Source organism: Pseudomonas huaxiensis, assembly GCF_003231275.1.
Classification (GTDB): Bacteria; Pseudomonadota; Gammaproteobacteria; order Pseudomonadales; family Pseudomonadaceae; genus Aquipseudomonas; species Aquipseudomonas huaxiensis.
In genome coordinates this window covers 10,665-31,417 of the sequence record NZ_QKVL01000011.1, presented here as the reverse complement: position 1 = coordinate 31,417, position 20,753 = coordinate 10,665, and the positions used below count along the sequence as shown (strand labels likewise).

The window sequence follows — 20,753 nt, the reverse complement described above, 5'->3', positions numbered from 1 at the left end:
TCTTTGCTCCGTGGCTAGATAGCGATTGAAAGTGCGAATTGAACCAGGCTGGCCAGATTTTGAAGGCCTTCTTTTAGCTCTTTGGTATTTTCATCGATGATAAATGCCCTTTGTTCCTCTGAATAGTTGCCGGAAATTGCGTTTCGTAATTTGGCATGCGCAGTTGCAAATTTCCTAATGGCAACTCCGCCAGGTGACGGTGAGGTGCTAATTTGGTTGTCCAGTTGTTCTTGTTTAAATAGAGTTGATAGGTAGATTTGTCGTTTTTCGGCTGTATCAAATTCTTTGCTGGCTATGTTTTTATTATAATATTCGCCTAGGGTTGTTGTTAGTGTTGAGCTCATTGTGGCTACATAGGTCTTATATATGCCATCGGCTTCGGCAGCGACTGCCAGTAAATTTTGCTCTTGCCTTGACCCCTCGGTGCTAACAATTCTTTCAATTTCTTTAGCGTTGTTGCTGTTCTCGATTAGATTTTCTAAATACGCTATAAAGTCAGTAATTGCAGCGCTTTGAGCTAGTTTTGCCTTTGCGTTGGTCTCTAGGAATTCCACTTTTGTATTGATGGATTCTAGTTCGTTTTTAACTCCCACGAGAGTGCCGGAGATAGGTGTCTCAGGGGCGGTAGTATGCTTTGATAGCGCTTCAAGATATACGGAGAAAGCCTCCAGTATATCCATGGAGGTTTTGAGTGAGTTTTTTTCTAGTGGACTAAGTTTTACTTCTTCCCCTAAGCTTTTATCTTTATACCAGGCAGATATTTCGGAGCTGGATAGGCATAGCCCTTTATCTTTGTCCCCTTTATTCTTGGGGATTCTCACTACTATGAATTCGCCGTATTGGCATGATGTGTTTCTAGCGATTATTGTCGCGGCAAGCTCCGCTTGCTTGTTAAATAGGAAGTCGTAGAATTTATTTATCTCAGTGATGGCGCTTTTGCCGGCAGTCACTGTGCTTGTAGCTTCTTGCTTTATGAGTACTGAAGACCCGCATCCGTTTAAAATAACTGTTAATGCGATTAGTGAGGCTGCTATTTCCTTTTTCATTATCTGCTCCCTGTGAGTCACATTGCGGCAATAGCCGAGCGCCCGGCTACAGACATGGGACTTGGGAAGGAGGTGGGCTCCTTGCTCCAGATGACCAGCTACTCATATTCAGCCGCAGGTTCAACTCCATGTACACCCTGTGAGCGTGGCAGATTGCCATCTGTGAGCGTAGCAGCGAGAGGAAAACTGTCGAATTTGTGTCGAAATCACTGCACCGGATAGCTACGCTGTGAGCGCGGAAAAGGGGACGCGCGGAAAAGGGGAAAAGGGGACGGATTTATTTCTTGGTTGAGTGGTTGAGAAATAAATCTGTCCCCTTTTCCGGTCCCCTTTTTCGTTGCTTTTTCCCTTTTCCCTTTTTCCTTTTTCGTTCTTTTTCGTTCAGTATTCAGTAGAGATAGTGCCCTTGCTAGAGGTACGCCGCTGGCTGCTTTCGACCCATAGTTGTCAGTGGCCAATAGCGCCAATTGTCTTCGTGTTCGAGGGAGCCCAGCGGGATGTGGAATATAAGAATGGGCTCTTCCTCAACCTGCACCAGTGCAGCCTGCTGGCCACTGACCCGGCGGGACGAGCTTTGCTGGAGAACGATTCCAGCGACGGTGCTATTGCGTGAAGTTCAGGCGCAAGGCTTCACAAGTGGTAACAGCCGGCTCAAAGTAAGCGTCCGGCGAACTCACCTTCCGAGCTCCAGCATTGAAAGCGATGGTGTCCGCTCAAATACGCGGGCACCATCGTTTTCAATGCTGGAGCTCGGAAGGTGAGTTCGCCGGACACCTACAGATCAATAGGCAGTGAGTTAACCAAACGAAACCTGTTCAGCCGCTGCGCCGTAAGCCTGTTTCTGCCGAAGTGCGGCGATCTGGATAACGGTCGGAATGGTGACCCGGAAGGCTGGACTGGCAATGTCCACGGCAGTCCACGCTCCGGTGACAACCCAGCCGATTGGCCCGGTGATGACCGCCATCGTTCTCATCATCGTGCCGGTGGCAGCGAAGCTCAGGCCGCGACCGATGAGCGCCTTGAGGACTGCGTTGACCACAATCGCCGTCAGTTGATACGACTTGAAGCCGCCCGCCCGAAACACGGTCTGGAATACACCGAACATCGCTTCCGCCGTAAACAGGTTGGTGTTCTTGAGGCCAATGGATTCGCCCAATTCCTTGATCTCTTCGGCTGACATTTTTTCCAGCGCGTCGCGCAGAATCTTGCCCAGCAGGTTCTGTTCGATCAGGTCGACCCTCGAGCCCTTGTTGTAGTTGACCTTGAGCTTGTCGCAGACATCCTCAAGTACCTCACGGTACAAGACACCTTTGCCACCACGGAGCATCGTGGCAATCGTGTTCCCCCCGAAACACTGGATCTCGGCGGCGATCTGCTGCCAGTAACGCCTGTGGTCAGGATAATGCGACTTGTATTCGGGCGTCGTGGACAGCTCTTCGGTTAGCCGCGAGCTGCCGTCTTTGTCATACACCAAGCAATAGACCAGATCATTCAGGTCACTGGAATCCATCGAGCCCAGGAATTTCAAATCCGGATCGTCTCTATATGCCATATCTCGCTCCATGCTTTTGATCAATGTTTCGGGCATACGGTAAAAAGCCGCAATGCTCTGCCCCTTATCGGCGGCCATTCCGGAACCTTGATTGTAAAAAGCAGGAGAAACCGGGAAGTTTCCCACTTGGTGAGACCGCACAAAGACTAGAAGCTCGCATTTACTCTGGCCTGTACCTGAAACCGCCGTCAGCGTCGAGGACCGGATTGCGCGACATCTACCCGGCGACCTATCCCTGAAAAGATTTAGTGCGCGTTGGTTGGCCCGCAAACACATCGAGGGTGTAGCTGGTTCGTCGAGGGGATAACTGTGGCCCGTCTCAGTGCGGTCATAGGTACTGCCTTAGATGCCTCCCGCCACCAGCTCGACCTGCAGGATCTGGAAATTCCGGGTCAGTCGCCAAGCAACATAGGAGTGCTACGCCGAATCATCGTTGACCCTGTTCGATAAATGGCAGGCTACTCGCCGTTTGCTGCACCCTATGAAAGACAGCCCTTGGATCGTTAACCGGCCTCCGCCAAGGACTGCTCTGGGTCGGTAGCCGCCTTTCGAGAAATACGACCCCATCTAGAAACAACCCTGCTTTGCTTCCGGCCATCCCGCCATGAAAGTGAACATCGCCCCGCTTCTCGCCTCACCACCTCCGACAACTGCACGATCAATTCCCCAGGCCTGAGCCATTAGACGGCCACGTGCCTTTGAGCATGGGGCAGTGTCGCACGCCGTGCTGACGGTGTTCGCCCAGAGCATGATGGGAACCGTTCAAACCGCCTACCCTGCCACCCTGTCAAAGGCGCAATCCTTGAGAACTAACCACCCGATCCCATGGGAGCACTGTACGTGCCTATCGATTTCAGACCCGCTCAAGCCTCGGACGCGCACGATATTGCGCGCTTCTTTCAACTGACATCGGAGGGCATGGCCGATTACATATGGAGCAAGCTGGCCGCACCGGGAGAAGCACTGCTGAGTGTCGGTGCGTCTCGCTATGCCAGGGAGCAGGGCGACTTTTCCTACAAGAACTGCTTGATGGCCACTTTCGAAGGGCGCGTCATCGGCATGATGCATAGCTACGCCTTGTACGAGACCCCCGACAGGCCTGTTGAGACAGACCCGGTCCTCGCGCCTTATTCCGACATGGAAATACCCGACACCTTGTACATATCCAGCCTGGCTCTGGATGAGGCCTGGCGCAGCCAGGGGCTGGGCGTCCAGTTTCTTCGTCACGCCCAGCAGCGCGCTGAGGACTCTGGTTTAGATGGGCTATGCCTGATCGATTATGCAGAAAACCACGGTGCACGCCGCTTCTACGAACGTCACGGTTTTCAAGTTGTTAAAACCTGCCAAATCGTTCCGCACCCGATGCTGGGCGTAACCGGTGAAGCCTATTTGATGTATCGCCCTACCCACAATGTGCTGGAGAAAAAACCATGAACAAGACATTGACCGTGTTCCGCGAACTGGATATCCAACCGGTGCGCGACCTTCCCTTTTTTGAAGAGGTCCTGGAAGGTACCCCTCATACGCTGACGTCCAAGTACTATCACGATGAACAGCAAGGTCGCATTTCCGGAGAATGGGAAGCCAGCACCGGAGCGTGGCGCATCGACTACAAAGTGTGGGAGTTCTGCCATGTCTTGAGTGGATGCTGCGTCATCGAGCTTGAGGGTTGCGCCCCCATCACACTGGCCGCTGGCGACACGTTCATTATCGAACCGGGCGCCAAGGGCAAATGGACCGTGCTGGAAGACATGAAAAAGAACTTCGTGATCCTCTTGCCCGCGAACTAGGCACGGGGTGGCGTTTCATTGGGCGCAGCGCAAGGGCAGTTTGCATGTTTGCCTGCTGGCGGTGCTCGAATGTTCTTCGGCAGGCCACAACAGCTCTCTACCTCATGGCTGCGCTGTCGCCCAAACTGAGCCTTTGGAGCGGCCTTGTGTCGCGAAAGGGGCGCAGCGCGGCCCTAGTGTGGGGAGAAGGGGACGCATCTGTCCCCTTTTTCGGTCCCCTTTTTCGAAGAATTGAGATCGGTCAGAAGTAGTCATCAAGGTTTAGCGCTATCGGTCATGGCGTTGGCCTCGGCGCCTAACCTGCGCAACAGCGCGGCCCCATCAGTGACACCCAGTATTTGATCGATCGCAGCGATTTTCGCGCTAACTTGTTCAATCTGAAAACCTGAGTTGTTGTAGACAGCCTCCGCCTCATTGTGGAGTGCATAGGCCATATGGGCCGCGACACGGACGCTCATTGGAGCATCAACATCGCTGCCCAGAAAGTCAGTAAGCAACACCCGGATCTCAAGCAGTGCGAGCGCGAGTAGCCTAGTCTGTTCAGTCTGCATAAGAAGATCTCGAGCACTGAAGTGGATGTGCGAGCGGGTTCCGGAAAAAGCAGGAAAAGGGGATGGATTTATTTCTTGAGTGGTTGAGAAACAAATCTGTCCCTTTCCCTCCTGTGCGGCCCGTCATCCGTCGGTGTCGATTCACTGTTTGCTTTCTGCGCAGGGACTGAATATCTCTCCGTACGATGACGAGCTGACAATCGGCACCGGCGTACCACTCACATTCAAGGTCGACACGCTGTAATGGCGCTTATCTGTTTCGCGTATGAAATTGCTTTCTGCTCCAGTGAGCAAGGGCTGACCGTTGGCAAGCAACGTTTTAATTGCGCTATTGCGGAACGCTGGGTTCCTTTTTGCGCCTGTATTGGTATAGGGAATAAGTGCAATCGCCTGGTTTTCAGTGAAGACATAAAACCAGTGGCCGTCGCTGTCCGAAATACAGCGGACATCTTGGGTTGTGAGCACGCCATCCTGTTTGTAAGCCCCATTGGCGTAATCGACCATGAGCAGCTTGTTCGCGGTCAGTACACCGATACCAGGCGTAGCCTTGCAAAGGGCGATGCTACCGATTGGGAATTTGCAGTAGCTCATCGTGGCCGTGGCATCGATTTGCTGAAGTTTCAGATCGTGTTTGATTTGCTGTCTTGCTTCTGGCGTGTCGTGGGCAATACCCGCACAGGCACAAAGTGAGAGGGTTGCCGCTGCGAGCAGGGTGTGGCGGAGCATTTTTCTTCCTTGAAGTGAATTGACTGTCGGGTGCAACTGCGGAATCTGGGTGCGCCAGGGAAAAGGGGGCGGATTTATTTCTTGGTTGAGTGGTCGAGAAATAAACCGGTCCCCTTTCTCGCCGGGCGCCAAGGGCAAATGGACCGTGCTGGAAGACATGAAAAAGAACTTCGTGATCCTCTTGCCCGCGAACTAGGGTCGCGAAAGGGGCGCGCTCGCGAACTGCAGCTATCGATCCATGGCGGCCTCATGCGAAGGGCTGCAATCGGCCAGAAGCTGCAGGTTATTTACTCCTGTAAATCAGGCGCTTTCCACGCTGTGGCTTGGTGAATTCAATAACTGAGCAATTCTCTTGCGCAGTTGACCATGCGCCTGCTCATCGTAGGGCGTCGCTGTTTTCCAGTCATAAAACCATACGGGCATTTTGCGACGGTGCTCCGGCTCCGAGGCGAAACGGGGAAAGATGTGGCAGTGCAATTCTGGCTCAGTATTTCCCAGGATTTCGTAGTTCACGCGAAGTGCACCGGTCGCCTCCAAGACAGCGTCTCCAAGGCGGGTCATATCTAGCAGGTAGGTTACTCTGGCCTCGGCACTCAGATCGTTGAGACTAGGGACAACGGGGTCGGGCAGCAACAGGCAGTAACCCTGTAAAAATTGGACGTCGCCCATGACTGCCCACCCTGAGGCCATTCGGCAAATCACCTTATCGTTAGTGCCGTTACGAGCTTGCTCTACGCGTTGCGAAATCAGGGGCATGCATTGTCCTTAATGATGTGTAAGCGAGATCTGGCAGTTGCGTTCTATGAAGTTTGTGAACGTGTGGACCCTCAAATATCCAAGAACTCTCGCGGCGTCGCTCTTGAATGCACGCCCCTCAATCAGGCAAATGACCAAGCGGCAGCGGACTTTGCGCCTTGACCGTCTGTATTGCAAAGTTGCTACGGATATCACTCACACCCGGCAACTTGAGCAAGGTCCCCGTAAGAAAACGTTCATACCCGCGCAAGTCAGGCACTACCACGTGCAGCAGAAAATCAGACTCACCTGACACAAGAAAAGCGGAAATTACTTCCGGTAGCGCCAACACCGCTTCGCGGAAGTTTTCAGCTTCTTTTTCGTGATGGCGCTCGACCTTGATGCCGACAAACACCGTCAACCCCAGTCCAACTTCATCAGGATCGAGGCTCGCCTGATAACCCCGGATCACTCCCGCCTGCTCCAGATGACGCACGCGGCGCAGGCAAGGTGAGGCCGACAGGCCGATCTCGTCCGCCAACTGCACATTGGTCAGGCGGCCGTCGTGCTGAAGGGCCGCCAGAATACGGCGGTCGTAGGCGTCGAGTTTGGTTTTTGGCATATCAGGCCTATTTGAAAATCAAGATTGGCAGAACATGCCAATTCTAGCCATTTACGGGGTTGAACACGCAAGCACTTGCCCCGGGGTTGAGCGTTAGACTTCCGTCCAGCGCTCAATCAGACGGAGTACCGAGCAATGGATAACCCAGGGTTGTATTTGTTGGCATTAGCCATGATTTTCCTGATGCCCGGCCCCGACATGATCTTGCTGCTACAGACCGGCGCAAGTCAGGGGCGAGCGGCGGCACTGGCGACGGCAGTGGGTCTGGCCATCGCCCGTGGCTGTCATGTGGCGTTGGCGGCGATGGGCCTGGCGACGCTGTTCAAGGTGGCGCCCTGGACATTCGACATGGTGCGTATCGCAGGGGCGGCCTATTTGCTGTGGATGGGGGTGCATCTGTTCAAACCGGGCGCGTTCGCCTCATTGGCCGGCACCGGCAAACAGCTTCAGGCAGCGCCCTTGCGATCGGCGATTCAACGAGGTGTGCTGACCAACCTGCTCAATCCCAAAGCGCTGTTGTTCTGCTCAGTGCTGCTGCCTCAATTCATCACGCCTGACGCGGAGCCGGTGACGACGCAGTTTGCGCTGCTCGGCTTGGTGCTGGTGGGGGTAGGCTTCGTGTTCGACAGCAGTTACGCGCTAGCTGGAACCTGGATCGGCGGCTGGCTTGAGCGGAACCCGACAGCACAGCGCATGCAGCGCTGGCTGTTTGGGGGATTGCTGATTGGTTTTGCGGCGCGCCTGGCGTTCATGCAGCAGGCTTGACCGGTCGTTATTGAAATCGAGCGCCGTCGGTGCGGCGCTCGATTTCAGTAGTGACGAAAGCTTGTGTGCCTTGATGAAATTCCCTTCCTCCCCTTCAAATCACATAAAACCCATGCGTCCCATCCCGCCCCAACTGCTCGACCAGACCAAACTCCCAATCCAGATACCCCTGCATCGCTTCACGCGGGTTATCGGTGCCTTCATACGGCCGGCGATAACGGTCACTGCGCGGCACGGCGAGGCTCGTTTCGCCATGCTCCAGCGGGCGTTCTTCGGCGATCCAGCGCCCCGTGCCGCCTTCCAGCAAAAACACCGGCTTGCGCGTCAGCGCCTGCAAGTCCACGGCGGCAAAGCGCGCCAGCAGGCTGCTGCCGCAGGTCACCACATAACGCTCAGCCACCGGCAGCTTCTCCAGCGCCTGCGCCAGTTGCGCGCGAATCGCCCAGTGCGCGCCGGGAATATGCCGCTGTACGTAGTTGGCGCTGGTGGTGAAGTCCAGCAGCACGGTGTCGCCTTCGTCCAGCCAGGTCTGCAGTTGCGCGGACTGGATCGACGGCGGCTGGGGCAGGGCGGGTAGCGGCACCTGCCATTCGCCGGTTTCGCTGAAGTCGGCCGCTTCCAGCCCGTCCAGCACCGCCACTTGCCAACCCATCTGCGCCAGCCACGAAGCACTCATGTTGGCGCGCACGCCGTCGTTGTCGAGCAGGACGATCCGCGCGCCGCGTACGCTGGCCGTGTGATCGGTTTCCTGCACCAGTTGCCCGCCCGGCACCGAGCGGCTGCCCGGCAGATGACCCTCGGTGTATTCCTCCGGGGTGCGCACGTCGAACAGGTAGGTGGTGCGGTTGCTTTCTGCCTGCCAGGCGCTCAGGCCGCCTTTGGACAGGCGCGCCACGCCGGCTTTATCGGCCACGGCGCGGGCACGGTTGGCCGCACTGGCGCGGGTATCGGCGCTGACGGAAGCGAAGCGCTGCGACTGACCGTGAGCCAGTTTCTGCCCGGCCAGGGTCCAGCCGATGGTGCCGTTGCGCAGGGCCGACACCGGGTTGGGGATGCCGGCGTTCACCAGCGACTGGGTGCCGATGATGCTACGGGTGCGGCCGGCGCAGTTGACGATGACCCGGGTGGCTGGGTCCGGCGCCAGTTCGGCGACGCGCAACACCAGTTCGGCGCCCGGCACGCTGATGCCGCCAGGGATGCTCATGGTCTGGTATTCGTCGAAGCGGCGGGCGTCCAGCACCACCACGTCGGCCTTGTCATCCAGCAGTTGCTGGACTTCCTCGGCCGCCAGCGAAGGTGTGTGGCGCTGGCTTTCGACCAGTTCGCCAAAGGCCTTGCTCGGCACGTTGACGTCACGGAACAGTTCGCCGCCGGCCTCGCGCCAACCAGCCAGGCCGCCGTCGAGCACGGCGACGTCGGTGTAACCGAGGGCCAGCAGACGTTCGGCGGCGAGGGCGGCAAGGCCTTCGCCGTCGTCATACACGGTCACCTGGGTGTCGCGCCGGGGCACTCGGGCATAGACCTCGATTTCCAGTTTCGACAGGGGAATATTGGCCGCGAAAAGCGGGTGCTCCAGGGCGAAGGGCGCTTCTTCGCGCACATCGATCAGGGCGAGTTCATGCTTGGCCAGCAGGTGCTGGCGCAGCTCGGCGTAGGAGCGGGTAGTCGCGGTGCTCATGGGGCGGGGTTCTCTTTGGACAGGTCCCAGATATTGGGCAAGCGGGTGTTGGAGTAACCGGAGATAAAGGGCTTTTCGCTACCGTCGGCGAGGTAGACCGCCCGTTTTACCGCGCCGATGTTGGCGCCATAAACGTGGATGCTGATGGAGACCTGATCGTCATGGGCGTTGCTGACCTGGTGGATGTCGCCGATGCGCGGCGATACCGCTTCCACCTGGCCGGGCGCCAGGCGCACGGCGTCGCCGGCGGGGATCAGGGCGCCGCTGTCGGTGCGGGCGAAGCCCTGCGAATACTCGGCGCCGCGCAGCATGCCGATCAGGCCCCAGACCCGGTGGTCGTGGATCGGCGTGCTCTGGCCCGGGCCCCAGACAAAGCTGACCACGGAAAAGCGCTGGCGCGAATCGGCATGCAGCAGGAACTGCTGGTAACGGGTGGGATCGGGTTGCGCCAGCTCCTCGGGCAGCCAGTCGTCATGGGCGACCAGTTGCTGCAACAGATTCTGGCCACGGTCGAGAATGGTGGCTTCCTCGGTTTCCTGGTCGAGCAAGTCGGCGAGGTTACCGATGAACTGGCGAAGGCGGTCCAGGCGTAGCGGTTCGGTCATGATCAAGGGCTCAGGCTGCGGTTTTCGAGAACCCTAGCAACCGCCAGATGATTCTCAAAATTCAAATTCTGCATAAGCTAATATGCGCAAAGAGAATTTTAAAGATCAAATATTATTCTTTATTTTTTATATTAGCTTATGCCGGAAAAGAATTTCACAACGGAGGAGCTGATCGTTAGCTTATAAGCGTTCGTTTTGAAGAAAGCGCCTTCTATAACCATCAAGCTTTCTCAACCGCCTCAAGGAGCCCCCCAGCATGAGCGTTCAATTCATCGGCATGATCGGCCATCGCCTGTCTTCGGAAACCCTCGACGCCAGCGGCCCGATCTTCGACAAGGCGTACATCACCCGCTTTGCCCAGGTGCACGAAGACGCCGGTTTCGACCGTCTGCTGGTGGGCTACTGGTCGGATCAGCCGGACGGTTTTCTGGTGACCGCGCTGGCCGGTTTGTCGACGTCGCGGATCAATTTCCTGCTGGCCCACCGCCCCGGCTTCATCGCCCCGACCCTGGCGGCGCGCAAGCTGGCGACGCTGGAACACCTGCTGGACGGCCGCCTGGCCCTCCACGTGATCAGCGGCGGCAACGACGGCGAGCAGCGCAAGGATGGCGACTATCTGGAGCACGACCAGCGTTACGCCCGCACCGACGAATTCCTCGAGGTGGTGCGCAAGGTCTGGACCGAAGAGCAGCCGTTCGACCACCACGGCACGTTCTATCAGGCGCAAAACGCTTTCTCGGCGATCAAGCCGCTGCAGAAACCGCACCTGCCGGTGTATTTCGGTGGCTCGTCGCAGGCGGCGCTGGAAGTGGCCGGCAAGCACGCCGATGTCTTCGCGCTGTGGGGCGAATCGCTGGAGCAGACCCGCGAGACCATCGCCAACGTGCGCGCCGAAGCGGCGCGGCACGGGCGTGAAATCCAGTTCAGTGTGTCGTTCCGGCCGATCATCGCCGACACCGAAGACGCCGCCTGGGCCAAGGCCGACGCCATCCTCACCACCGCCCGCCAGCGTCTTGAACGCTCTGGCCCGGTGATCGCCAACAAGCCGCAAAGCGTCGGCGCCCAGCGCCTGCTGGACACCGTTGCCCAGGGCGAGCGGGTTGATGAGCGTCTGTGGACCGGCATCGCCGCGCTGGTCGGCGGCGGGCATAACTCCACCGCGCTGGTGGGCACCCCGGAGCAGGTGGCCGATGCCTTGCTGGCCTACTACGACCTCGGCGTGACCACCTTCCTAATTCGCGGTTTCGACCCGGTCAACGACGCCGAGGAGTACGGCCGCGAACTGCTGCCGCTGACCCGCGCCAAGGTCGCCGCCCGCGAGGCACAACGCGGCGCCTGATGGTCTTTCTTTCACGCTGAAACCCACGAGACCGCACGCGCGGATCGTCCGCCACCGTGCCTTTCAAGGCACCTGGAGATGTTCCGTGTCCGATGCTCTGCGCGCCACTCAAGTGCGATCCCTGCTTTTCGATGCCCGCGAAGTCCTCGCCGGCCTGCTGTTTCTCGGCTTCGGCATCGCTGGTCTGGTGATCGGCAGCGACTACGCCACCGGCACCGCCATGCGCATGGGCGCCGGCTATTTTCCCTGGTTGGTGAGTCTGGCCCTGTGCGGGCTGGGCGTGGCGCTGCTGGTGCGCGGGCTTCTGTTGTCCCGCGAGCGGGTAGCGCTGGGCGAGCTGTTCCAGGCGCGGGTAGGCTTGTCCATCGGTGGTAGCGTGGTGGCCTTCGCCTTGCTCCTGCCGAGCCTCGGCCTTGGCTTGTCCACCTTGCTGATGACCCTGCTCAGCGGCCTGGCCCGGCGCCGCGCCAACCTCGCCGAACTGGCCGTGCTCGGCTGCGCGCTGGGGCTGTTCAGCGTGCTGGTGTTCGCCTGGGGGCTGGGCCTGAACCTGCCAGCCTGGCCGGTCTGAGGACGGATCATGGAACTGCTCGACCACCTCGGCATCGGCCTCGAAGCCGCCTTCACCGTTAACAACCTGCTGTACTGCCTGCTCGGCGTCACCCTCGGCACGCTGGTCGGCGTGTTGCCGGGCCTCGGTCCGGTGGCGACCATCGCCATGCTGCTGCCGATCACCTACGGCCTGACCCCGGCCGCCGCGCTGATCATGCTCTCGGGCATCTATTACGGTGCGCAGTACGGCGGCTCGACCACGGCGATCCTGGTCAACCTGCCGGGCGAATCGTCCTCGGTGGTCACCTGCCTCGACGGCCACGCCATGGCCCGCAAGGGCAGGGCGGGGGCGGCACTGGCGATCGCCGCCATCGGTTCGTTCGTCGCCGGCAGCTTGGCGATCCTGCTGCTGGCCGCCGCCGCCACGCCGCTGGCGGAGGTCGCGCTGAAGTTCGGTCCCGCGGAATATTTCTCGCTGATGCTGCTCGGCCTGGTGGCGGCGATCGTGCTGGCCCAGGGCGATGTGCTCAAGGCCGTGGCCATGACCCTGCTCGGGTTGTTGCTCGGGTTGGTGGGTACCGACGTCAACTCCGGCGTCGAGCGTTTCACCTTCGGTATTCCGGCGCTGAGCGACGGCATCAGCTTCGTGGTGATTTCCATGGGCATCTTCGGCATCGCCGAAATCATCGCCAACCTCGAGCGCGACCACGGCGGAGTGCCGAAGGTGGCGCGGGTCGGCAGCCTGTTGCCGTCGAAAGAAGACTACCGCCGTAGCTGGAAACCGATCCTGCGCGGCACCGGCCTCGGCGCGTTGCTGGGTGTGCTGCCCGGCGGCGGCGCGATGCTCGGCTCGTTTGCTTCGTACATGGTGGAAAAGCGCCTGGCCAGGCAACCCGAGCGTTTCGGCCAGGGCGCCATCGAAGGCGTTGCCGGCCCCGAATCGGCGAACAACGCCGGCGCGCAGACTTCGTTTATCCCGATGCTGGTATTGGGTCTGCCGTCCAACGCGGTCATGGCGCTGATGGCTGGCGCCATGATGATCCACGGCATCGTCCCCGGCCCGCAGGTGATCGACGACCGCCCCGAGCTGTTCTGGGGTCTGATCGTCAGCATGTGGATCGGCAACCTGTTGCTGCTGGTGCTCAACCTGCCACTCGTTGGTATCTGGGTGCGCCTGCTGGCGGTGCCGTACCGCCTGTTGTACCCGTCGATCCTGCTGTTCTGCTGCATCGGCGTGTACAGCGTCAATAACAGCCTGTTCGACGTACTGCTCACCGTCGCCTTCGGCCTGCTCGGCTACCTGTTCATCAAGCTGCGCTGCGAGCCGGCGCCGCTGCTGCTGGGCTACCTGCTCGGCCCGCTGATGGAAGAAAACCTGCGCCGCGCGATGTTGCTGTCGCGGGGCGACCCAACGGTGTTCGTCACCCGTCCCCTGAGCCTGACCCTGCTGATCATCTGCGTGCTGGTGGTGGTGCTGATGCTCTCGCCACGGGTACGCGCCACCCGCCAGGTGGCCTTCAGCGAAGACTGAATCCTTCTCCGATCCCTCTGTTCCAGGAACCGCCCATGAAATTCGCCAAACCCCTGAAATTTGCCCTGGCCGCCCTGGCCCTGGGCATCACCGGCCTGGCCCAGGCCGACAGCTACCCGAGCCGCGCCGTGACCCTGATCGTGCCGTTCCCGCCGGGTGGCGCGGCGGACACCGTCGGCCGTTACTACGCTGAGCAACTGTCGGCCTCCCTCGGCCAGCCGGTGGTGGTGGACAACAAACCGGGCGCCGGTACCGCCATCGCCGCCGAGGCTGTGGCCAAGGCCAAGCCGGACGGCTACACCCTGTCGCTGGCTACCGCCGGGCAACTGGCGATCCTGCCCAACCTGCAAAAAGACCTGCGTTACGACTGGAAGAAAGACTTCGTGCCGGTCGCCGTCGTCGCCTCCGTGCCCAACGTGGTTGCGGTCCAGACCAGCAGCAAGATCGACTCGCTGGCGGGCCTGATCGCCGAAGCCAAGGCCCATCCCGGGGCGCTGAGTTACTCGTCCTGCGGCAACGGCACGCTGTGCCATTTGTCTGGTGAGCTGCTCAAGCACCTGTCCGGCGCCGACCTGCTGCACGTGCCGTACAAAGGCAGCGCACCGGCGGTGACCGGTCTGCTCGGCGGTGAAATCGACGTGGCCGTCGACACCCTGACCGTGCTCGCGCCGCAGATCCAGGCCGGCAAACTCAAGGGCCTGGTCCTGAGCAGCGCCGAGCGCTCGCCGTTGCTGCCGAACGTACCCAGCGCCACCGAAGCCGGGCTGCCGGGGTTCGTTGCCTCGGGCTGGTTCGGTATCGTCCTGCCCAAAGGCGCCGCGCCGGAGCTGGTGCAGAAACTGAGCGGTGCCATCGACGTTATCGCCAAGGCGCCGCAGACCGCAGAGCGTTTCGGCCAGAACGGCATCAGCGTCGAGCACAGCTCGCCTGAAGGGTTCGCCGAGCTGATCGCGCAGGACAACAAGCGCTGGGGGGAAGTGATCGAGGCGGGGAAAATTACCCTGGAATGAGGTGCGGATAAAACAAAAGCCCCCGCACCAGGCGGGGGCTCATTTCATCAGAACAACGCTAACGTGTAATCGATGTTCACCCTCAGCTCATTGTCATCCCGGAACGACGCCGCCGGGGCGAAGTCGTTGCGGTACCAGGCATGTCGCAGGCGTACGGCGACGTTCTTCAGCGGCCCGCTCTGCACCACATACGACAGCTCGATATCCTTCTCGCTTTCGTTCAACCCCGACCCGCCCAACGCCGTTGGCAGTTCGATATGGCTGCCGTCCAGATAGCGCAGCATGCCTTTCAGGCCGGGAACGCCCATGGCGACGAAATCGTAGTCGTACCGCACTTGCCAGGTCCGTTGCTTGGGGTTGAGGAATTCGCTGCTCAGCGCACCTTCGCTGACCACCATCGGCTCGGAGCCGGCGATGTAGGGCATGGAGGTGTTGCCGTTGAGTTGCATCCAGCCCAGGCCAAGGCTGTGTCCGGCCTGGCTGTAGGTGGCCATGATGCCGAAGGTGCGGTTGTCGACTTCGCCGGCCTTGGCCGGGCCGTCTTCGCGGCTGATGTGGTAGCGCACGTCGGTCTTCAGGCGACCTCCACCCAGCGCGCGGTTGTCGATGAAACCGACGAAGTCCTGCTTGTAAATGTCCTCCAGTTCGGCGTGGTAGTACTTGAGGGTCAGCGGCTCGGACAACTGGTAGTCGCCACCGATGTAGTTGAAGGCGTCCGACTGCGCGGCGCCGTTGAAGCGGCGGTTGGGCGCGGCGATGGAGATCTTCTGGTCGTTGGTGGAGTCGCGCTGGTTCATGCGGTCGAGGCGACCCGCAGTGAGGGTCAGGCTGTCGATATCCTGGGACTTGATGTTCACGCCACGGAAGGTCTGCGGCAGCAGGCGTGTCGGGCTGGCGAACAGGATTGGCAGGATCGGCATCAGCGTGCCGCCCTGCAGCTCGGTCTTGGATACCTTGATCTTGCCGGTCAGGCCCAGCTCCGAGTAGTCATCGCGGGGATGGCGGTCGGTGCTGTCGAACGGCAGCAGGCCGGTGCCGGTGCGGTCGGGACTGGAGTCGAGCTTGATGCCGAGCAGGCCCTGGGCATCGAGGCCAAAGCCCACCGGGCCTTCGGTGTAGCCGGAGTTGAAGCGCAGGATGAAGCCCTGGGCCCATTCGCGGGTCGCCGATTGCGCCGAGGTGCCTTTGTAGTCGCGGTCGAAGTAGTAGTTGCGGGCGGTGACGGTCGCCTTGCTGTCTTCGAAGAAGCCTTGGGCCTGGAGGACCGGGCTGAGGGCGCAAAGCGAGCCGAGGGCGACAGCGGTGTTGAGTCGGTTCATGGTGTGGCCTTTCTTATTGTTGTTTTCGGGGTTCATTCAGGGGCGTGCAGCAGGACCCACTGTTGGTCCTTCACGGTCACGAGGGCGCGGGCGCGTTGGTCGTGACCGAAGTGGTCGGTGGCGCTGAGGTTGTAGACGCCATGGGTGCCGACCACGTCCTTGGTGCTTTCCAGCTGGTCGCGCAGGCTCTGGCGGAATTCCGCGCTGCCCGGCTGGGCGGTTTTCAGTGCGGCAGGCACCGCAGCTTCGACCAGACGCATGGCGTCGTACAGGTAGGCGCCGAACGGCGACAGGCTGCCCGCGCCGTACTGCGCTTCATAGCGCTGGGCATAGTCGCTGGCGACGGCTTTGGACGGGTGGGTTTCCGGCAATTTGTCCCACACCACCACCGGGCCTACCGGCAGGATCGCGCCGTTCAGCGCCTTGTCGCCGATGCGCAGGAAGGCCGAGTTGGCGGCACCGTGGGTGTGGTAGATCGTGCCCTTGTAACCAAGGCGGCGCAGTTCGGTGTGGGGCAGTGCAGCCGGGGTACCGGTGGCGCCGATCAGCACGGCGTCGGGCTTGGCGCTCATGACTTTCAGGGCCTGGCCGCTGACCGAGGAATCGGTGCGGTTGAAGCGCTCGTCGCGGACCAGCGTGATCCCCGCGGCGGGTGCCAGTTCGCTGAGCACCTTGTGCCAGTCCTCGCCCCAGACATCGTTGTAGCCGATGTAGGCGAGGGTTTTCACCCCGGCTTCTTTCATGTGCTCGATCAGCGCTTCGGCCATCAGCGCATTGGTCTGGGCGATGGTGAAGATCCACTGTTGCTCGCCGCCTGGCGGCGTGTAAGGGGCGAGGGCGATCTGCGCGGTGCGGCTTTCCTTGGCGATCTGCGCCACGGCCGCTGAGGTCGGCACGGTGGTGGAACCGATCAGCAGATCCACCTGGTTTTCGCTGACCAGCTTGCGCGCGTTCTTCGCCGCAGCGGTGCTGTCGCTGCCGTCGTCGAGCACCACGTATTTCACCGCCTGGCCGGCGATTTCCTTGGGCAGCAGGGCAATGGTGTTGCGTTCCGGAATACCCAGCGAAGCGCCGGGGCCGGTGGTGGAGAGGATCACGCCGACGGTGACGTCGGCCTGGGCAGCAGCCGACAGGGCGGCCACCAGCAGCAAGGGAATGAACGGTTTCATGGAAGCTCCTGAGTATTGTTGTTATGGCGTTGAGCGTGTCGGGAACGGCGGGTGCTAGCCGGTAGCGCGGGCGGCCTCCGTGGCGGTGGATGAGGATTTGCGTCCCAGGTAGCTCTCGACCACCCGGGGGTTCTGCGCGAGGTCGGTGGCATCGCCGTGCAGGACGATGTCGCCGACTTCCAGGACGTAGCCGTAGTCGGAAATCTTCAGCGCGGCGCGGGCGTTCTGTTCCACCAGCAGGATGGAAACGCCGCGTTCGCGCAGGGTCTTGAAGATGTCGAAGATCTCGCCGATCACCCGCGGCGCCAGGCCCAGGCTCGGTTCGTCGAGCATCAGCAGGCGCGGCTTGGCCATCAGCGCGCGGCCGATGGCGAGCATCTGCCGCTCGCCACCGGACAGGGTGCAGGCCGCCTGTTCGCGGCGTTCACGCATCCGCGGGAACAGCGCGAAGACTTCATCGAGGGTCTGCTGGTGATCGCGATGACCCTGGCGGTGGCGGCTGAAAGCGCCGAGGCGCAGGTTGTCCTCGACGCTCATCAGGCCGAACAGCTCGCGGCTTTCCGGCACCAGCGCCATGCCCTTGTCGATGCGCTGGGCCACGCCGTGGTGGGCCTGCAACGGCTGGCCGGCGTAGCTCACCTCGCCAACGGACGGCAGCAGTCCGATCAGCGCCGCCATCAAAGTGGTTTTGCCGGCGCCGTTGGGGCCGATCAGGCTGACGATCTGGCCCTCGTCCAGGTGCAGGTCGAGGTTGCGCACCGCTTCCACCTTGCCGTGGTTGATCGACAGGTTGCGTACATCCAGCAGGCGGCTCATTCCACACCTCCGAGGTAGGCGGCCAGGACCGCCGGGTTTTCCTGGATTTCCAGCGGGGTGCCGCAGGCCAGGCGCTGGCCGAATTCCATCACCACGATGTGGTCGGCCAGGCCCATGACGAAGTCCATGTCGTGCTCCACCAAGAGCACGCCGAGGCCTTCGCCGCGCAGTTGTTCGAGCAGTTGCGCGAGGGCCTGTTTCTCGCCGTAGCGCAGGCCGGCGGCGGGTTCATCGAGCAGCAGCAGGATCGGGTCGCTGCACAGCGCCCGGGCGATTTCGACGATGCGTTGCTGACCCAGCGCCAGGCTGCCCGCCGGGGTGTGCAGGTGTTCGCCAAGGCCGACCCGCTCGATCTGCCGCGCGGCTTCGGCCAGCAGGCTGGCTTCCTCGGCGCGCTCCAGGTGCAGCATCGAACGCAGCAGGCCGGCTTCGCCGCGCATATGGGCGCCGAGGGCGACGTTTTCCAGCACGCTCATGTCCGGCAGCAGGCGCACGTGCTGGAAGGTGCGGCTGACGCCGAGGCGGGCGATGGCGCGCGGCGCCAGGCCGTCGATGCGCTGGCCGAGGAAGCTGATCTGCCCGGCGTTGGGTGACAGCACCCCGGAGAGCAGGTTGAACAGGGTGGATTTGCCGGCGCCGTTGGGGCCGATCAGCGCAGTGACTTCGCCGCTGTTGATCGCCAGGCCCATGTCCTTGTTGGCAACCAGGCCGCCGAAACGCTTGATCAGTCCTTCGGCCACCAGCAGCGGCTGGCCGTGGGCGGGCATGCTGCGCCGGGGCAGGGCGGCGGCCTCGGCGGGCAGCGCGGTGCTGCGCCGGCGCTTGGGCAGTGTCGCCTGCAACAGCGGCAACAGACCGCCGCGGGCGTATTGCAGGACGAGGATGATCAGTACGCCGAAGAAGATCATTTCGAAGTTGCCGGCCTGGCCGAACAGGTGCGGCAGGACATCCTGCAGCACCTGCTTGATCAGCGTCAGCAAGGCCGCGCCGAGCAGCGCACCCCAAAGGCTGGCGACGCCGCCGAGGACGATCATGAACAGGTATTCGATGCCCATCACCACCGAGAACGGCGTCGGGTTGACCACCCGTTGCAGGTGGGCGTACAGCCAGCCGGACAGCGAGGCCAGCAGCGCGGCGATCAGGAACACCTGCAAGCGGCTGCGGGCGGTGGGGATGCCCATTGCCTCGGCCATGCCGGCGGCGTCCTTGAGAGTGCGGATGGCCCGGCCCTGGCGGCTGTCGAGCAGGTTGTGCAGCAGCCACAGACTGGCGGCGAGGATCAGGCCGAGCAGCGGGCTGAAGTCGGCGGCGCTGCTGATGCGCCAGCCGAACAGCTCGATGGCCGGCAGGTCCTGGATGCCGCCGAAACCACCAAGGCCCGGCAGGTTGCCGAACAGGTAGAACAGCGCCAGGCCCCAGGCCAGGGTGCCGATCGGCAGGTAGTGACCGGCCAGGCGCAAGGTCAGCAGGCCGAGGCTGGTGGCCACCGCGAGGGTGATCGCCAGTCCGGCCAGCAGGCCGAGCCAGGGCGACAGGCCGTACTCGGTGCACAGCACCGCGGTGGCGTAGGCGCCGATGCCGACGAACGCGGCCTGACCGAAGGAGGTCATGCCGCCGATGCCGGTGAGCAGCACCAGGCCCATGGCGACCAGGCTGTACAGGCCGATGTAGTTGAGTAGGGTGACGTGGAACGGCGGCAGCACGCTTGGCGCCAGGCACATGGCCGTGAGCAGCAGGATCAGGGGAAACAGGCGACGGATCATCAGTGTTGCTCCTCGAGATGAGGGTGTTTCAGCGACAGCCACAACAGCACCGGGATCACCAGGGTGAACACGATGACTTCCTTGAAGGCCGAGGCGCCGAAGTTGGCGAAGCTTTCCAGCACGCCGACGAAGAACGCGCTGCAGGCGGCGATGGGGTAACTGGCGAGGCCGCCGAAGATCGCGGCGACGAAGCCTTTGAGGCTGATGAGGAAGCCGGAGTCGTAATAGAGCGTGGTCAGCGGCCCGATCAGCACGCCGGAGACCGCGCCGATAAACGCCGCCAGACCGAACGCGCTTTGGCCTGCCAGTTGCGTCGGGATGCCCACCAGTTGCGCGCCGTTGCGGTTCAGCGCGGTGGCGCGCAGGGCCTTGCCGTACAAGCTGTGGCCGAAGAAGGCGTAGAGCAGGCCGATCAGCGTCAGCGCGCAAGCGATCACCAGCAGGCTTTGCAGGCTTACCGGCAGGTCACCGAGCATGAAGCTGGCGTCGCTCAGCGCCTGGGTGCGCACGCCCTCGGCGCCGAACATCCACAGGCTGATGCCGACCAGCGCGATGTGCACCGCCACCGAGATGATCAGCAGCAACAGCACCGAGGTTTCCGCCACGCGCTGGTAGACCAGGCGATACAGCAGCGGGCCCAGCGGTGTGACCAGGGCCAGGGTGACGATGATCTGCAGCACGCCGGGCAGGGCAGCGAGATCGAGATTGCCCAGCACCAGCCAGAGCAGCGCCGGCACGCTCAGGTAACGCAGCGCCAGGCCTGGCAGGCGCCGGTAATGACCGTGACGCACGGCGATCGCCGCATCCAGCGTGCAGGCCAGCAATGACAGGCCGATCAGCAGCCACAAGGTGCCGGGCAGCAGGCCCAGTTGCAGGGTGGCCAGGGTCAGGGCGCTGTAGGTCACGAAGTCGCCCTGGAACACCAGGATGGTGCGGGTGACCGAGAACACCAGGACCAGCGCCAGGGCCACCAGCGCATAAATAGCACCCGTAGTGAGGCCGTCCTGGCCGAGAAACGCCAGTATCGAGAGATCCATGAGCAACCCTCAGCGAGCGATGGGGTAGGAAAGGCCGGGCCGCGCGGACGGGCTGTCGGTCAGGTCGGGGGGAGGCGGTAGATCGGCGGGGCGGCCGGTGCGCGCATGCGAGAACATAGTGAGATACCCAACTGTATTTTTATTGTC

20 protein-coding genes and 1 pseudogene are annotated in these 20,753 nt (G+C 61.4%); 8 read left to right on the top strand and 13 right to left on the bottom strand.

All coding sequences use genetic code 11. The features are described 5' to 3' along the window. Positions 1-14: 14 nt before the first annotated feature. A complete protein-coding gene (locus DM374_RS14355; protein ID WP_110970435.1) occupies positions 15-1,046 on the bottom strand; it encodes a hypothetical protein in 1,032 nt (343 codons plus the stop codon). Positions 1,047-1,842: 796 nt separating this feature from the next. Further along, on the bottom strand, positions 1,843-2,676 hold the full coding sequence (locus DM374_RS14345) for a DUF3944 domain-containing protein (RefSeq protein ID WP_225422504.1): 834 nt from the start codon (positions 2,674-2,676) through the stop codon (positions 1,843-1,845). Positions 2,677-3,423: 747 nt separating this feature from the next. Here DM374_RS14345 and DM374_RS14340 point away from each other — a divergent pair. After that, on the top strand, positions 3,424-4,032 hold the full coding sequence (locus DM374_RS14340; protein WP_110970433.1) for a GNAT family N-acetyltransferase: 609 nt from the start codon (positions 3,424-3,426) through the stop codon (positions 4,030-4,032). Next, the gene (locus DM374_RS14335) at positions 4,029-4,388 is read left to right on the top strand and encodes a cupin domain-containing protein (protein WP_110970432.1); all 360 of its coding nucleotides are present in this window, start codon (positions 4,029-4,031) and stop codon (positions 4,386-4,388) included. Before DM374_RS14340 ends, DM374_RS14335 begins: the two co-directional genes overlap by 4 nt. Positions 4,389-4,642: 254 nt before the next feature. Here DM374_RS14335 and DM374_RS14330 read toward each other — a convergent pair whose 3' ends face one another. Continuing rightward, a complete protein-coding gene (locus DM374_RS14330) occupies positions 4,643-4,939 on the bottom strand; it encodes a hypothetical protein (RefSeq protein WP_110970431.1) in 297 nt (98 codons plus the stop codon). 141 nt (positions 4,940-5,080) lie between these two features. Next, positions 5,081-5,665 carry a hypothetical protein gene (locus tag DM374_RS14325; protein ID WP_110970430.1) on the bottom strand — a complete coding sequence of 195 codons (585 nt, stop codon included), beginning with the start codon at positions 5,663-5,665 and terminating at the stop codon, positions 5,081-5,083. A gap of 121 nt (positions 5,666-5,786) precedes the next feature. Between DM374_RS14325 and DM374_RS33715 the strand changes: the two are divergent. Further along, a pseudogene (locus tag DM374_RS33715) lies at positions 5,787-5,861 on the top strand (cupin domain-containing protein); the annotation flags it as partial. A gap of 104 nt (positions 5,862-5,965) precedes the next feature. On the opposite strand, the gene DM374_RS14315 reads toward DM374_RS33715, so the two are convergent. Further along, positions 5,966-6,421 (bottom strand): HIT family protein, encoded by a 456-nt coding sequence (locus tag DM374_RS14315; protein WP_110970429.1) that lies wholly within the window; start codon positions 6,419-6,421, stop codon positions 5,966-5,968. Positions 6,422-6,539: 118 nt separating this feature from the next. Further along, positions 6,540-7,022 (bottom strand): Lrp/AsnC family transcriptional regulator, encoded by a 483-nt coding sequence (locus DM374_RS14310; protein WP_110970428.1) that lies wholly within the window; start codon positions 7,020-7,022, stop codon positions 6,540-6,542. 135 nt (positions 7,023-7,157) lie between these two features. On the opposite strand from DM374_RS14310, the gene DM374_RS14305 reads away from it, so the two are divergent. Further along, positions 7,158-7,787: a LysE family translocator gene (locus DM374_RS14305; RefSeq protein ID WP_110970427.1), complete on the top strand. Its 630-nt coding sequence runs from the start codon at positions 7,158-7,160 to the stop codon at positions 7,785-7,787. Positions 7,788-7,881: 94 nt separating this feature from the next. Here the strand turns inward: DM374_RS14305 and DM374_RS14300 are convergent, their stop codons facing one another. Beyond that, on the bottom strand, positions 7,882-9,465 hold the full coding sequence (locus DM374_RS14300) for a rhodanese-related sulfurtransferase (protein ID WP_110970426.1): 1,584 nt from the start codon (positions 9,463-9,465) through the stop codon (positions 7,882-7,884). After that, on the bottom strand, positions 9,462-10,070 hold the full coding sequence (locus DM374_RS14295) for a cysteine dioxygenase family protein (protein ID WP_110970425.1): 609 nt from the start codon (positions 10,068-10,070) through the stop codon (positions 9,462-9,464). Before DM374_RS14295 ends, DM374_RS14300 begins: the two co-directional genes overlap by 4 nt. 256 nt (positions 10,071-10,326) lie before the next feature. On the opposite strand from DM374_RS14295, the gene DM374_RS14290 reads away from it, so the two are divergent. From DM374_RS14290 to DM374_RS14275, 4 genes are all read left to right on the top strand, one after another. Further along, entirely contained in the window at positions 10,327-11,409 is a 1,083-nt protein-coding gene (locus tag DM374_RS14290; RefSeq protein ID WP_110970424.1) for an LLM class flavin-dependent oxidoreductase, read from the top strand. 85 nt (positions 11,410-11,494) lie between these two features. Next, positions 11,495-11,980, top strand: a complete 486-nt coding sequence (locus tag DM374_RS14285) for a tripartite tricarboxylate transporter TctB family protein (RefSeq protein WP_225422503.1) — start codon at positions 11,495-11,497, stop codon at positions 11,978-11,980. 9 nt (positions 11,981-11,989) lie between these two features. Further along, a complete protein-coding gene (locus tag DM374_RS14280; protein ID WP_110970423.1) occupies positions 11,990-13,492 on the top strand; it encodes a tripartite tricarboxylate transporter permease in 1,503 nt (500 codons plus the stop codon). Between the two features lie 35 nt (positions 13,493-13,527). Continuing rightward, entirely contained in the window at positions 13,528-14,502 is a 975-nt protein-coding gene (locus tag DM374_RS14275; protein WP_110970422.1) for a Bug family tripartite tricarboxylate transporter substrate binding protein, read from the top strand. Positions 14,503-14,549: 47 nt separating this feature from the next. Here the strand turns inward: DM374_RS14275 and DM374_RS14270 are convergent, their stop codons facing one another. Genes DM374_RS14270 through DM374_RS14250 form a run of 5 tightly spaced genes read right to left on the bottom strand, consistent with a single transcriptional unit; the run spans position 14,550 to position 20,606 of the window. Further along, entirely contained in the window at positions 14,550-15,821 is a 1,272-nt protein-coding gene (locus tag DM374_RS14270) for an OprD family porin (RefSeq protein WP_110970536.1), read from the bottom strand. Positions 15,822-15,853: 32 nt separating this feature from the next. After that, positions 15,854-16,990: an ABC transporter substrate-binding protein gene (locus DM374_RS14265; protein WP_110970421.1), complete on the bottom strand. Its 1,137-nt coding sequence runs from the start codon at positions 16,988-16,990 to the stop codon at positions 15,854-15,856. A gap of 54 nt (positions 16,991-17,044) precedes the next feature. Beyond that, positions 17,045-17,806 (bottom strand): ABC transporter ATP-binding protein, encoded by a 762-nt coding sequence (locus DM374_RS14260; protein WP_110970420.1) that lies wholly within the window; start codon positions 17,804-17,806, stop codon positions 17,045-17,047. Further along, positions 17,803-19,569: a branched-chain amino acid ABC transporter ATP-binding protein/permease gene (locus DM374_RS14255; protein ID WP_110970419.1), complete on the bottom strand. Its 1,767-nt coding sequence runs from the start codon at positions 19,567-19,569 to the stop codon at positions 17,803-17,805. Before DM374_RS14255 ends, DM374_RS14260 begins: the two co-directional genes overlap by 4 nt. Then, positions 19,569-20,606, bottom strand: coding sequence for a branched-chain amino acid ABC transporter permease (locus tag DM374_RS14250; protein WP_110970418.1), 1,038 nt, complete (start codon positions 20,604-20,606; stop codon positions 19,569-19,571). Before DM374_RS14250 ends, DM374_RS14255 begins: the two co-directional genes overlap by 1 nt. Positions 20,607-20,753: the final 147 nt, after the last annotated feature.